The organism is Nitrospira sp. (assembly GCA_015709715.1).
Classification (GTDB): Bacteria; Nitrospirota; Nitrospiria; order Nitrospirales; family Nitrospiraceae; genus Nitrospira_A.
In genome coordinates, this window is sequence record CP054184.1 from 1,356,844 (window position 1) to 1,369,496 (window position 12,653).

Here is a 12,653-nt window from a genome sequence, read left to right on the forward strand (position 1 = left end):
GCGTGTGCCCGCACCCAACCCGCTTTCCGACGATACTGCGACTCCTGATGCGGACTCGAAGCAAGAACCAGAGCCTACGCAGGTGGCCTTAGCTCCCACTTCACCATCGCCAAACTCCGTTGTGACGAAACCGGATCTCTCCTGGCTGCAAGATACCCTCATGCGTCGGATTGAGAGCTTTATCCAATACCCTGCCGAGGCCCGCTTGAATCATATGGAGGGGCGGGTACTCGTACGACTGGTAATCGAAGGGACCGGGCACATCGTTTCAGTAGCTATCGCCAAGAGTTCCGGCTACCCCGTTCTGGACCAGGCGGCGCTGGACACGCTTCGACGGGCATCGCCGATTCTGTTGTCTCAGCCGCTCCCCAAATCTTCCGTGACGATTCAAATCCCACTCAGATATCGACTCGACCGCTGACTCCGGGGCGTCACCCTCGACAGGAGCGTTGCTGCCAATCGCGCAGTACGCCCTGTTTGTCGAACGTCAAGACATAGGAGCGACACATGCCGCCGTGGGCCTGCCCGCTGAACCCGGCGGTTCCACTACCCCGCTCAAAATAGGTCCAGATTTCCCCGCCATCAGGTGCGGGCTCCACCTTGTGTGGGCTTCCGTGGCGCTTGCCGACCATGTCGCGTGTGGCCTCATTGACGCTCCGCTGAAAATATTTGGAGTCCGGTGCGCAGGCAGACAACCCCATTACGCCGGATAAGAATAGACCGAGCCAGACTCCGCACCAAAGGCTCTCGCGCCGGCTCTTCCACCCAAACTCCGCACGTGCCGGCCCACGTCCACTGTCATTCGCGTTGCTCATTGATTCTGACCTTTCCTCGGAGAGCGGAAGACACCCACACCGTCCCCTCTCGATCCACAATGACGGCCCCAACTCCCGGTAGCCGATCGACGATCTCCAATCCCTTCCTCGGTCCCAGGACAAAAATTCCGGTATCCAATCCATCTGCCATCGTTCCGTCGTGCGCCACGACCGTAACGCTTTGACAGTCCCGGGCAGGCTGTAACGTCGAGGGGTCCAAAATATGGTGGTACCGCACCCCATCCCGCTCAAAATAGCGCTCATAATCACCCGCAGTGGAAATAGCCTCATCCGCGAGGTCGACATAGGCCAGCACCTCTCCTTCGCGACGAGGATGCCTGATGGCAAAAGGGAAGGCCGCGCCGCCGGGAAGCCGACCGAACGTCTTCATGTCACCGGAGAGCGCGACCACTCCCGCGGTAGCTCCGACTCGCTGCATGGCGATGACCGCCCTATCCGCCGCAAACCCTTTGCCGATTCCGCCTACATCTACCTGCATACCGGTCCGAGCCAGAAACACCGTCCCACGATCCCGATCCAGGTGCAAAGCCGCCAGATCCGTGAGCGGGCGAATCACCGACAGCTCCGAATCAGTCGGAATCTGCTGACGATCCAGCACACTCCACGCCTGTACGGCAGGTCCGACCACAATATTGAACCGCCCCTCGGTCAGCCGCGCGATTTCCAGCGATGCAGCCAGTACGTCCATTGTCTCGGGGGCGACCGTCACCGACGCATGTCCCGCAGCCTCATTGACGCGCGACAGCTCACTCGTGGGAATCCAGGTGCTGAGCAATTGCTCCAGGCGATGGATCTCCTGAAATCCTGCCGTGGCCGCATCGTAGGCCGTTTGCCGATCGGCTGCCACCGAGGTGATCGTCACCAGCGTACCCATGTGCATCTGCGTACGTTTGATCAACACGGGCTGTCCCAGGGGGCCGCCCCCTATGCAGCCGGTGACCCCGAACAGCATGACCATCATCCACCCCGCAACTGCTGCACCATACGCTCTGGACATGGCCTGCCTCCTACCATAGATGGCGTTGAAAATACTTCGGGTATCGTGGATAGGGCAATACCTCGTAGAGACGAGTTTCCACTTCGCCAGGGACCGGAACGGTTGTCGAGACGGCGGCCCCCACGAATGCCGGATATCGTGCTTCAATGTGACGCATTGCTTCAGCTCTTCCCTCATTCTCGACCACCATTGAGATGAGGACTTTTCGGCCATACCGAGGAGACTCCACCCCAAATCGCCACCTGCCGACATACAACACGGTCTCCTCCCCTATGGTAAAGAGGGAGCCGACTTGCGCGATGGACAGAAACGGTCCTTCACTGATCTGCACCCTCGTCACCTCATAGGTCCCTGGAGGAAGAAACCATGCAAAGTCTTTGGCTTGAGCTTCGACTTCAAGCCGATACCGTGCGCCGGCTTGCTGATGTTGCAGCTCGAGCCAGCGAATCTCCGGTTCGAATTTTCGAGCCCGCTCTCCCGTGATGGCAACTACCGCCTCTCCGACCACCAGAACCATCCGTTCGCCGTCGACCTGGGGCGCTATCGTCAGGTCTGTGGCACAGCCTCCAAGGGTAAGAAGGGGGAGCAGTATGATGAGGCCCCCTAAAGCAATGAGACCATGGCACGTCTTCCGCCTGTCCGGACAGGGATAAGGGCTAGGCGCTGGGTTTTAGCCATAGATCAAAAAATGAGGTGCCTCGGGCTTGACATTTTCTCCTCCAACGAGATACTAATAATCGTTCTCAAAATCATCCACGAAAGTGACCGCCCCTTACGATGTCCACCAATACGTCAGCGTTTTCTCCCTGCCAGAACAGCGAGACCCGCTGCGAATGCGGGCAGTTGATCGCCAAAGTCCGTGGCCAGGGATTGGAACTGAAATGCAAGCGCTGCAAACGCATCGTCATCATTCCCTTCACCTCAATCGAAGGCTGGGGCACCGTGGCCCTATGACGTACCGTATGAAAGGAGGCTTCATCACCACCAACAACCCTGGGCAGCAATCTTACACCGTCGTTTTCCTCACAGACCAGAGACCTTTGAGTCCCGAGTCCAATGTCAACCTTTACTCGTGGATGGAGGATCCCCATGAAGTTGCGGGCAATCCTCGGGGCTCTCGTCTTGGCCAGCCTGCCGACACTGCCGGCGCTGGCGGAAAACATGACCCCGGAGGAAATTAAAAAGTTGGTCGATGAAGCCGTTGAGAAACGCTTGAAAGAACACGAGCAGCGTGAAGGTGGGGTGCCGACCGGACCGGAAAGCGCCGCCGGATCCCCCCAATATCCGGTGGCCACCGGCCCGATTACTGACATTCGGGTCGAACGGCAGGGCGAAGAGAAGATTCCGTTGGGGTTCGGCTCAACGGGATCAGGCAAACTCATTTATGCCAAGCCCTTCCTAAGCGCCCCGAAAGCCACCGTCGGGGGATACGCCGACGTCATGTACAACTCTTTGTCGCGCCAGAATCTCGACAATCCGAGTCGCAATTCATTCGGCCAGCAACGACTGGTGCCGTTCATCTACGCCGACATTACGGATCACATCAAATTCGCGACTGAAATCGAGATTGAACGCGGTGGCTCAAACGCTCCGCAGAGCGGCGATGGGTCCATGCAAATCGAATTCGCTCAATTGGACTATTTGATCGACGAAGCGATCAACCTTCGGGCCGGTATCCTGCTCATGCCGGTCGGCAAGTTCAACTTGCTCCATGATTCCCCTCTGAACGACTTGGTCGATCGCCCCATGGTGTCTCGTATCGTTATCCCCAGCACCTGGTTCGAGGCCGGCGCGGGCATCTATGGAACGCTCTATCCTTCTTCACGCTCCAAGTTGGACTATGAAGTCTATGCCGTCAACGGCATGAGCCAGACTGCGGGAGGCATCACGGATGCGGGCGTGCGGAGCGCCCGCGGCAGCGTCTCCCGAGATCGAGACGACAGTAAAGCCGTCGTCGGGCGCGTAGCGTTCAGCCCGATTCTCGGCATCGAAGTCGCGGGATCTGGCTACCACGGCCAGTACAAACCGGCTGCCGGGGCGGTGGGAGCCGGCTACATCGATGTGTTCGCCGTCGACTGGACCTTGCAACGTGGCCCGTTTGAATTAATCGGTGAGTCAGCCTGGACGCGCATCAGCAACAACAACGCCACCGGGGTCGCAGGGAGCGGCATCGGACCGGCTGGCATGCACGGTTATTATGTGCAGGGGAACTATCACTTCATGCCGGAGTTTCTGAAGAAGTGGGCTCCAAGCCACTTCACAGACGCATCGACTTTTACGGCGGTCGTGCGGTGGGAGCATGTCGACACCGATACCGACGACCGTACGCGAACCGCCGTCAACACGGTGGGGAACCGCCGCGAACTGGAGCGGCTGACGCTCGGGTTGAACTTCCGGCCGATCGAAGACACCGTCTTCAAGTTCGACTGGCAGTTTAACACGCAAAAGGGTGCTCAGGGCCTCGTCAATGCGGGAGATCTGGGCACGGCCAATAGTCCGATGAACGGCAACGGGTTCCTGATTCAAGCAGCAACCTATTTCTAGGCACCACCTGTCCGCCTCTCCCAGCATGAAGAGGGGCGGACAGGGCACACATGACGATATGACACACTTCCTGCGACGCTTCAGTTTGCTCCTCGTTCCCGGCCTGCTGGCGGGCTGCACGACGTTCGGCGATGTTCAAGAACGATTCGCCGTCTGCAGTTACGACCATGCCTGGGATGCGGCTCTGGATGCCGTGAAAGATCGTGCCGTGACCAAAAAGGACAAAGAGGATGGCCTGATCGAAACCGGCTGGCTCGAGATTCCCATGCCCGGCCGCACCTTTGGCGCACTTCAACGAGAGATGGGCGAAAGCAAAGACCGGTCTAGACTCATCATGACCGTCAAACGTCTCGATGATGTCGCAAAAGTCAGCTTCTCCGAAGAACGTCAGCGCTGGGCCTTCCGGGGTGGCTCCCGGCTGTTTGGTTGGACTGCCACGAACTCCTCCGACGAGGTATTGGCCGAGGTGAATTCACGGTTGAGCAAGAAACTGAAGGAACACGGATGCGTACTTACATCAACATAATGGCGCTGGCGACTCTCGGGTGGATCTGTGCGTTGGGCAACAGTTTCGCGGCTGAGCGCGTTTGGGATAGCGAGCTGCGACGCTACATTACCGACGACGACTTTAAGTATGAAGAATTCATGACGGAAGACGAAGCGGTCAAGCGCATTCTTCCCAAGTCCCAACGCATCCGCAAAGAAACTATCCGGTTGCCGCAAGACAAGAAAAGCCTCATCGAACAACGCATCGGGTGGAAGTTTCCGGAGGAATCCTTTGATCTCTACATCGGGGAGACCGGAGACAGGGTGGACGGCTATGCCATGGTGCACAACACGATCGGCAAGTACAAGCCGATGACCTACATGGTCGGGGTCGACCCTTTGGGTTCGTGCACCGATGTCGAGCTACTGATCTTCCGCGATGCCAAGGGGAGTGAAGTCGGCAAGAAACGCTTCAATTCGCAGTATGAGGGAAAGGCCGTGACGGATCCTATCCGGATCAACAAAGACATCATCAACATCAGCGGCGCCACGATGTCGGTCCGGTCGATGAATGCCGGAGTGAAGCGTGTTCTGGTATTGGTCGATGAGTTTTATCTGAAACCGGCAGGACTCGGAAGCGAGACGGTCACGGCGCGCAAAGAAGGGAAAGGCTTTTTCGGTTCTTGGTTCGGGAATTAAGGCGAACACGGCATAGGCATGAGAAACTTCAATGCCCGATTTCGCCTCCGCGATTCGGATCGCCACATCAGGCTTCTCTACACGCAGTTCCTGTTTTTGATGCTGGTGGGGTTTCTCTTTTCATTTTTCTGGGCGCATAGCATGACCGGCCTCAGCCCTCAAGGCATTGCCGACCACTACCGCGGATCCGATGCCACATTTGGCGAGCCGATGTCCTTCCGGGAATTGGCGGAAGTGACACATTTTCATCTTTTCACGATGCCGGTCGTGTTCATGATCCTTGTCCACGTTCTCTACCTGACCAGTGCCAGCCACGCCACGCAAGTATGGCTGACTTGGCTGTCGTTCGGCGGAGTCGCATTAGATCTCCTGTCGCCCTGGCTCATCAGCTACGTCTCCCCGGTCTTTGTTCTCACGATGCTCGCCGGCGACACCCTGATGATGCTGAGTTTTCTTGCCATGATGGCGATCCCCCTCTACGAAATGTGGATCTTGAAACAGCCCCTCATGGCCGGCAAACGCAAAGAGGATTCGTAAGCCAGGTTGCATGTTCCAGCCTCCAGCACAGGCCCGTCCGTTCAAAAAGAGAACGGACGGGCCTGTGCCGAGAGGTGTTTCCCACAATCACAGCGTCAGCCGTTGATTTGCTCCGACAAGTAGGCAGGCGCCCCCACTTGCTTGATCGTGCGCAGCTGCGTTTCAAACCAATCGATATGCTCTTCGGTATCGATCACCATATGCTCAAGCAAGTGACGCGTCGTAAAGTCACCCACCTTCGTACAGTGTGTAATCGCCTCTCGCAACAATTCGGCGTCTTCCATTTCAAACCGCAGATCCGCCTCCAACAATTCAGCCACAGTCTTTCCGGCCGCAATCGCCTCCACAGTATCAACTTTAGGCGTCCCTTCCAGATAGAGTATATGGTCGATCAGGCCTGAAGAGTGCCCCACCTCTTCTTGTGCGAGATGCTGAAAATGTTCGTGGAGCCGGTGATACCCCCAGTTCTTGCACAATGCCGCATGGAGCAAATACTGATGTACCGCCGTGAGTTCCGCAATGAGCACCTTCTCCAGGTACCCCAGCACACCCTGTTTGGCTTTCATGGTCTCTCCGTCCCTCAGATGAAATGATCAGCGGGTTATTAGCTTTCCTTTTTGATTTGCTCAGCCAAGTAGTTCTCCAGCCCCACCTGCTTGATGGTTTCCATCTGGGTTTCAATCCAGTCGATATGCTGATCCACGTCCTTGACCATATCTTCCAGCATATGGCGAGTCGTAAAGTCCCCCACCTTAGTGCAATGCACCACGCCGTCGCTCAAGAGCGAGAGCATCTCCTGTTCGGCCTTCAGATCCGCCTTGAGCTGTTCCGGTACCGTCTCGCCGACATGCACGGTATTCATGCGTTGTAGGTTCGGCACGCCTTCGAGATAGAGGATGTGTTCGACCAATTCCTCGGCATCCTTCATCTCGTCAAAGGAGCGCTGTCTGACGTGATGATGTAACCGGTCATACCCCCAATTCGCACACATCTTCGCATGGACGAAATATTGATTAATGGCGGTAAGATCCGCCGTCAGAATTTTGTTCAAAATCTCGATGACACCCTGCTTGGCCTTCATGACCCCCTCCTTTCGAATAGCATGTACTCACCACTGTATGTGTATGAGGATTGCTCCGCTCTTGTCAAGCCATAAAATACGTATATTTGACTACCATTCTCAAATTCGCTGAGAACGGATCTCATTGTCGCCTCTGCAATAGGCGCACGGGCCGGAGTGGTGCATCGGGCATCAGAGGATCAGGCGGCTGAACGGGCCGACAGAACAGCGGGACGAAGAAAGAAACCGAGACCAACGGCATCACCCGGCTTCGCGATACCCACAGTCTTCATTGCGGCACTGCACGCTACGCCCGGCTTGCTTGCTGATTTTTTCTATAAGGAATGGCGCCTGACAAGCGGGACAAGGTTTGTTGATCGGCCGATCCCACAGAGCATATTCACACTGAGGATACCGGCTGCAAGAATAGAAATTTCGCCCCTTCTTCGTACGCTTCTGGACGAGATCTCCGTCGCATCCCGGCTGAGGACATTTGACCCCCAACGCGATGGGCTTTGTCGTTTTACACTCCGGATAGGCGGAACACGCGAGAAACTTGCCGAACCGCCCCGTTTTCACCACCATGGGGCTGGAGCATTTTTCACATTTCTCGTCTGTTGTTTCTTCCAGCTTCGGAACAATCTTGATCGTTCCGTCGGCAAGCCGTTCAAAATTCTGAGTATTCTTACAGGGCGGGTCGTCCTTGTAGCCCGGGCAGGCCAGGAATTTTCCGTTTCGGCCCCACTTGATCTCCAACATGCGACCGCACTTTTCACAAGGAATATTGGTCGGCGGCTCTACCGCATCTTTGGGACCGGGAATGTTTTGGGCCAATTCCATATCTTTAGTGAAGGGGGCATAAAACTCCCGCACCGCCGCAACCCACGGCTTGGTTCCTTCCTCCACCTCATCCAACTGCTCTTCCATGTGGGAAGTGAATTCCGTATCCAGCAGATCCGGAAAACCCTTCAGCAAGAAATCATTGACGGTCCGTCCGGTTTCGGTGGGCAGGAATCGGCCCTCCACCTTCTCGACGTACTTTCTATCCTGGATGGTGGAAATGATCGAGGCATAAGTCGATGGCCGCCCGATCCCTTTCTCTTCCAACTCTCGGACGAGCAATGCTTCGTTATATCGCGGGGGCGGCTGGGTGAAGTGCTGCTTTGACATCAACCCGGCCACGGTCTGCCCTTCCTGCATCACCAACCGCACCCCCTCCCCCTCGTTGAGTACCGGGAGACGTCGTTCGGAATCATCCTCGGTCTCTTGATCACTCTTAGGCTTTTGCGAGGGGGCTTCTTTGTCGGTACCCTCCAGGTAGACAGCCGTGTGCCCGGCGAACTTGACGACCGTCCCGGTGGCACGAAACACATATCGTTCAGCGGTATTGAGCGGCGTCGAATCTACCCGCGTCACATCGAGAATCGCCGGCACCATCTGAGAGGCGATGAACCGATTCCAAATAAGTTTGTACAGCTGGTATTGATCGTGATCCAGAAATTGCCTGATCGACTCAGGCTCGCGCCCCGCTGAAGTCGGCCGAATGGCTTCGTGTGCTTCTTGAGCCGCCTTTTGGGTCTTGTACACATTGGGAGTGGCGGGAAGATACTCTGCCCCAAACCGTTCCCGGATGACAGTTCGGGCGTCTTCCATTGCTTCCTGGGAAATACGCGGAGAGTCCGTTCTCATATACGTAATCAAACCCGTCGGGCCTTCAGCCCCGACCTCCACGCCCTCATATAACTGCTGCGCGAGGGTCATGGTTTTCTTCGGGGTATAATGCAATTTGCGGGCGGCTTCCTGTTGGAGCCGACTGGTGATAAACGGAGCGACGGGGTTTCTTTTTTTCTCCTTGCGTTCGACTGACTGCACGACGAAGGATTTGCCTTGGATTTCGTTAAGAACTCGCTGCGCCTGTTCTCCCGTCGAAATTTCCGCGTCCCGCCCATCAATGGAATGTAGTTTCGCCTCGAACGGGGGAGGGCTGTTCCCCGCGAGCAGTGCCGTGACCGACCAGTATTCTTCCGTTCGGAACGCTTCGCGTTCCTTTTCACGGTCACAGATCAATCGCACGGCCACGGACTGCACACGTCCCATGCTGAGGCCTCGACGAACTTTCTTCCACAGCAACTGGCTGCCCTGATACCCCACGATACGATCAAGCACCCGGCGAGCCTGCTGGGCCTGGACCAGCTTCATATCGATGTCGCCCGGGGATTGCAAGGCGCGTTTGACGGCCGATTCAGTAATCTCGTTAAACAGCACACGAAAGACCTTGCCGTCCTTTCTCTTCCCCTTTCCATGCAGTTCCTGCGCGATATGCCACGCGATCGCTTCGCCCTCACGATCAGGGTCAGGAGCCAAGAATACCCTGTCGACCTCTTGCGCCTTCTTTTTGATATCCGCCAGAACTTTTGACTTTCCCTTGATCGTCACGTACTGCGGCTCGAAATCGTGTTCAAGGTCCACGCCCAGCTTGCTCGTCGGGAGATCTTTGACGTGCCCCACCGAGGCCATGACCGAATAACCTCGCCCAAGATACTTGGTAATCGTTCGCGCCTTGGTCGGAGACTCCACGATGATCAGCGATTTAGCCATGACCCTCCATATCGGTTCCCATCTCCGGTCCTATCCACACTCGCATCGACCCACTATAACAAATATCCGTTCTCTGTCAGCATCAGTCTCCATGGCGAGGCCCACCGAGACGAATGTATTCATTACCCGGTAGCTGGCGAAGGCAGTGCCTCAACTCCAACGATAACAATACCGCCGCCACCTGCGCGGCATCGAGCCCGCTCCGTCGGATCACCTCGTCCACGGAGCAGGGCAAATCGCTGAGGGCATCATACACCAGCCTCTCTTCGTTTCCCAAATGAAACGCCGCCTGTGCCGCCTCGATACTCGTCCGTTCCTCGAGCCGCCGGCGAAACGCGGCATCCAGTTGGGGCAACAACTCGTCCACCACGTCTTGCGCACATTCGATCAATCGCGCACCATCACGGATGAGGCGGTTCGAACCACGGCAATTCTCCGCCTTCACAAACCCCGGCACTGCGAAGACTTCTCGCCCCTGTTCCGCCGCAAGCCTCGCCGTGATCAAGGAACCGCTTTCGAGACTCGCTTCCGTAACGATCACACCGAATGCCAACCCACTGATAATGCGATTGCGGCGGGGAAAATGATGTGCTTGCGGCGCGGCGCCGAGCGGAAGCTCGGAGATCACGGCCCCCTGCTGCTCGATCGCCGCGCGGAGGCGCCGATGCTCTGTCGGATAGGTCCGGTCCAATCCACAGCCCATCACCGCGAGGGTCCGGCCCTTTGCGGCAAGCGCACCTCGATGAGCCGCGCCGTCCACGCCGCGGGCCAAGCCGCTCACGATCGTAAACCCCATTGCAGCCAAATCGTGCGCCAGTTCCTCGGCCACCACCCGTCCGACGGCACTCACCGTTCTGCTTCCAACGATCGCGATCGCGTGCTGGTCGCCGTCCGTCAGCGCCCCTTGCACATAGAGGAGCGGCGGCGGATCGGGGATGGTCCGCAATCGTGAGGGGTATTCGGGATCGCAATACGTGAGCACTCGCACACGACCGGCCTGCAACTGCATCAATTCGTCATCGATGTCGTGCAACACCGACGATTCAACCCCTCGTCGAATGGCCTCAATAAGAGGCGGGCGGCATCCGAGTTCTTCAAGGTCTGGAGGCGAGGCCCGAAGGACCGCCTCAGGTGTACCACATGCCTGGACCAGCTTGAGCAGGAGCGTATCTCCCACACCGGGAACGGCGCGCAGCAGCAGCCACGGACGAAGAGGGTGATCAGCCACCATTGCCTTACCTCATCCCAGTCGTTCAGGCGACGACGTCGGCGTTGTCGGGGGACTGTCTCTCGCGGCGAGGAGAACCCGGCCGACCCAACCGGTCGACGGGTTTGACCGTACTACATCACAACCAAGTCAAATTGTTCCAAATGCAATCGATCATCCGCGGTGACCAGGATTTTGGCCCCGTAGCGATGCTCCAGTTCATCGAGCCCAGCCTGTTCCTGTTCCTGCATGAGCTGCGCCACCGTAGGATGGGCTCCCACCACGACGCGTTGCTGCTCGATTTCTTGTCCCAGCCGACGCACCTCGCGAAAAATCTCATAGGCCACCGTCATCGGCGACTTGGTATACCCACGCCCGTCGCAATAGTGACAGGGTTCGGACAGCGAGCGAAGCAGGTCCTCGCGGACACGTTCACGGGAAATTTCGATCAAGCCGAGATCGGACACGCGCGAGATTCTGGTTCGTGCCTTATCGGCGGACATGGCATCGACCAGCGCATGGTACACTTTGTCCCGGTTCTTCTCCCGCTCCATGTCGATGAAGTCCACGATGATGATGCCGCCGATACCGCGCAACTTCACCTGGTACGCAATTTCGCGCGCCGCTTCCAGATTATTGCGAAGGATTGTTTCTTCCTGGTCGCGTTTTCCGACAAATCGACCCGTATTGACGTCGATGACCGTCATCGCCTCGGTATGATCGATCACCAGATATCCGCCTGACTTCAGCCAGACTTTCCTGCTCATCGCGCGCGCGATTTCCTGCTCTACCCCGAGGTGATCGAACAGACTCTCTTCTTTGTCGTAGAAATGAATCCGGGAGGTCTGCTCCGGAGAAAACCGTTGCACAAAATTCTTGATGGCGTTGTATTCTTCCCGCGAATCGATCAGCAGCCGATCCACTCGCCGGCTGAAGAGATCGCGCACGACACGAAAGCTCAGACTCAAATCACTGTGCAAGAGGCTCGGAGCCGGCTGCTGGTCACGCTTGGTCAGGATGTCCTGCCAGAGGACATGAAGGAATTCGACATCGGAGCGTAACTCCTCTTCTTTCACGCCCTCGCTGACCGTCCTGACGATGTAGCCGAAGCCGGGACGCCGCGCCCGCTTCATGATCTCTTTCAACCGCGCCCGCTCCTCGTCACGTGGGATGCGTCGGGATACGCCGATGTGTTCCACCGTCGGCATGAATACCAAATACCGTCCCGGCAGTGAGACATAGGTCGTCACGCGCGAACCTTTGGTGCCGATCGGCCCTTTGGAGATTTGCACCATCACTTCCTGGCCTTCCGAGAGCAGTTCTTCGATGGGCTTGGACGACTGGCGTTTCGGCTTAGGAACTTCGGACTCCTTGCCGTCCTCATCATCCCCTTCCACGAGAGTGTCCCCGGTCTCCAGATCCAACGAAAGGTCCGACACATGCATGAACGCGGCCTTTTCGAGCCCGATGTCGATGAAGGCTGCCTGCATGCCGGGCAATACCTTTGCAACGCGTCCTTTGTAAATGTTTCCGACAAAATCCTGATCTTTGGCACGATCCCCATACAGATCGGTCACTACACCGTTATCAAGAACCGCGACACGGGTTTCTTCCCGCGCGATACTGATAGCTATTTCAACACCCATACAAACTCCTTTGCACTCAGTTCAATCGGATGGAGACACACGC

General features: G+C 57.0%; 14 protein-coding genes. 7 read left to right on the forward strand and 7 right to left on the reverse strand.

What is annotated here, in order from left to right:
* Positions 1-121: 121 nt before the first annotated feature.
* Positions 122-421 (forward strand): energy transducer TonB, encoded by a 300-nt coding sequence (locus tag HRU82_06460; protein ID QOJ34611.1) that lies wholly within the window; start codon positions 122-124, stop codon positions 419-421.
* A 10-nt stretch (positions 422-431) separates the two neighbouring features.
* Here HRU82_06460 and HRU82_06465 read toward each other — a convergent pair whose 3' ends face one another.
* A complete protein-coding gene (locus tag HRU82_06465) occupies positions 432-815 on the reverse strand; it encodes a hypothetical protein (protein QOJ34612.1) in 384 nt (127 codons plus the stop codon).
* On the reverse strand, positions 799-2,010 hold the full coding sequence (locus tag HRU82_06470) for an FAD:protein FMN transferase (protein ID QOJ37132.1): 1,212 nt from the start codon (positions 2,008-2,010) through the stop codon (positions 799-801). The genes HRU82_06465 and HRU82_06470 overlap by 17 nt, the downstream gene beginning before the upstream one ends.
* Before the next feature lie 247 nt (positions 2,011-2,257).
* On the opposite strand from HRU82_06470, the gene HRU82_06475 reads away from it, so the two are divergent.
* The 6 genes from HRU82_06475 (at position 2,258) to HRU82_06500 (ending at position 6,099) form a co-directional block, all read left to right on the forward strand.
* Positions 2,258-2,440: a hypothetical protein gene (locus HRU82_06475; GenBank protein ID QOJ34613.1), complete on the forward strand. Its 183-nt coding sequence runs from the start codon at positions 2,258-2,260 to the stop codon at positions 2,438-2,440.
* 170 nt (positions 2,441-2,610) lie between these two features.
* On the forward strand, positions 2,611-2,787 hold the full coding sequence (locus HRU82_06480) for a hypothetical protein (protein ID QOJ34614.1): 177 nt from the start codon (positions 2,611-2,613) through the stop codon (positions 2,785-2,787).
* A 135-nt stretch (positions 2,788-2,922) separates the two neighbouring features.
* Positions 2,923-4,377, forward strand: coding sequence for a hypothetical protein (locus HRU82_06485; GenBank protein ID QOJ34615.1), 1,455 nt, complete (start codon positions 2,923-2,925; stop codon positions 4,375-4,377).
* Between the two features lie 58 nt (positions 4,378-4,435).
* Positions 4,436-4,903: a hypothetical protein gene (locus tag HRU82_06490; GenBank protein QOJ34616.1), complete on the forward strand. Its 468-nt coding sequence runs from the start codon at positions 4,436-4,438 to the stop codon at positions 4,901-4,903.
* Positions 4,882-5,562 (forward strand): FMN-binding protein, encoded by a 681-nt coding sequence (locus HRU82_06495; GenBank protein ID QOJ34617.1) that lies wholly within the window; start codon positions 4,882-4,884, stop codon positions 5,560-5,562. Before HRU82_06490 ends, HRU82_06495 begins: the two co-directional genes overlap by 22 nt.
* Positions 5,563-5,580: 18 nt before the next feature.
* Complete coding sequence (locus HRU82_06500; protein QOJ34618.1) at positions 5,581-6,099, forward strand: hypothetical protein; 519 nt, start codon at positions 5,581-5,583, stop codon at positions 6,097-6,099.
* 95 nt (positions 6,100-6,194) lie between these two features.
* Here the strand turns inward: HRU82_06500 and bfr (HRU82_06505) are convergent, their stop codons facing one another.
* From bfr (HRU82_06505) to HRU82_06525, 5 genes are all read right to left on the reverse strand, one after another.
* Complete coding sequence (gene bfr / locus HRU82_06505; GenBank protein QOJ34619.1) at positions 6,195-6,665, reverse strand: bacterioferritin; 471 nt, start codon at positions 6,663-6,665, stop codon at positions 6,195-6,197.
* A gap of 38 nt (positions 6,666-6,703) precedes the next feature.
* Positions 6,704-7,180, reverse strand: coding sequence for a bacterioferritin (bfr, locus tag HRU82_06510; protein ID QOJ34620.1), 477 nt, complete (start codon positions 7,178-7,180; stop codon positions 6,704-6,706).
* A 240-nt stretch (positions 7,181-7,420) separates the two neighbouring features.
* Positions 7,421-9,757 (reverse strand): type I DNA topoisomerase, encoded by a 2,337-nt coding sequence (gene topA / locus HRU82_06515; GenBank protein QOJ34621.1) that lies wholly within the window; start codon positions 9,755-9,757, stop codon positions 7,421-7,423.
* 82 nt (positions 9,758-9,839) lie between these two features.
* On the reverse strand, positions 9,840-10,985 hold the full coding sequence (gene dprA, locus HRU82_06520; GenBank protein ID QOJ37133.1) for a DNA-protecting protein DprA: 1,146 nt from the start codon (positions 10,983-10,985) through the stop codon (positions 9,840-9,842).
* Positions 10,986-11,098: 113 nt separating this feature from the next.
* Positions 11,099-12,610, reverse strand: a complete 1,512-nt coding sequence (locus HRU82_06525) for an Rne/Rng family ribonuclease (GenBank protein QOJ34622.1) — start codon at positions 12,608-12,610, stop codon at positions 11,099-11,101.
* Between the last annotated feature and the right edge of the window lie 43 nt (positions 12,611-12,653).

Coding starts and splice junctions, on each gene's coding strand:
- HRU82_06465 (QOJ34612.1), bottom strand. CDS start 815: ATGAGCAACGCGAATGACAGTGGACGTGGGCCGGCACGTGCGGAGTTT.
- HRU82_06480 (QOJ34614.1), top strand. CDS start 2,611: ATGTCCACCAATACGTCAGCGTTTTCTCCCTGCCAGAACAGCGAGACC.
- HRU82_06500 (QOJ34618.1), top strand. CDS start 5,581: ATGAGAAACTTCAATGCCCGATTTCGCCTCCGCGATTCGGATCGCCAC.
- bfr (QOJ34619.1), bottom strand. CDS start 6,665: ATGAAAGCCAAACAGGGTGTGCTGGGGTACCTGGAGAAGGTGCTCATT.
- HRU82_06525 (QOJ34622.1), bottom strand. CDS start 12,610: ATGGGTGTTGAAATAGCTATCAGTATCGCGCGGGAAGAAACCCGTGTC.
- HRU82_06485 (QOJ34615.1), top strand. CDS start 2,923: ATGAAGTTGCGGGCAATCCTCGGGGCTCTCGTCTTGGCCAGCCTGCCG.
- HRU82_06475 (QOJ34613.1), top strand. CDS start 2,258: ATGTTGCAGCTCGAGCCAGCGAATCTCCGGTTCGAATTTTCGAGCCCG.
- topA (QOJ34621.1), bottom strand. CDS start 9,757: ATGGCTAAATCGCTGATCATCGTGGAGTCTCCGACCAAGGCGCGAACG.
- HRU82_06490 (QOJ34616.1), top strand. CDS start 4,436: ATGACACACTTCCTGCGACGCTTCAGTTTGCTCCTCGTTCCCGGCCTG.
- HRU82_06470 (QOJ37132.1), bottom strand. CDS start 2,010: ATGAGGGAAGAGCTGAAGCAATGCGTCACATTGAAGCACGATATCCGG.
- bfr (QOJ34620.1), bottom strand. CDS start 7,180: ATGAAGGCCAAGCAGGGTGTCATCGAGATTTTGAACAAAATTCTGACG.
- HRU82_06495 (QOJ34617.1), top strand. CDS start 4,882: ATGCGTACTTACATCAACATAATGGCGCTGGCGACTCTCGGGTGGATC.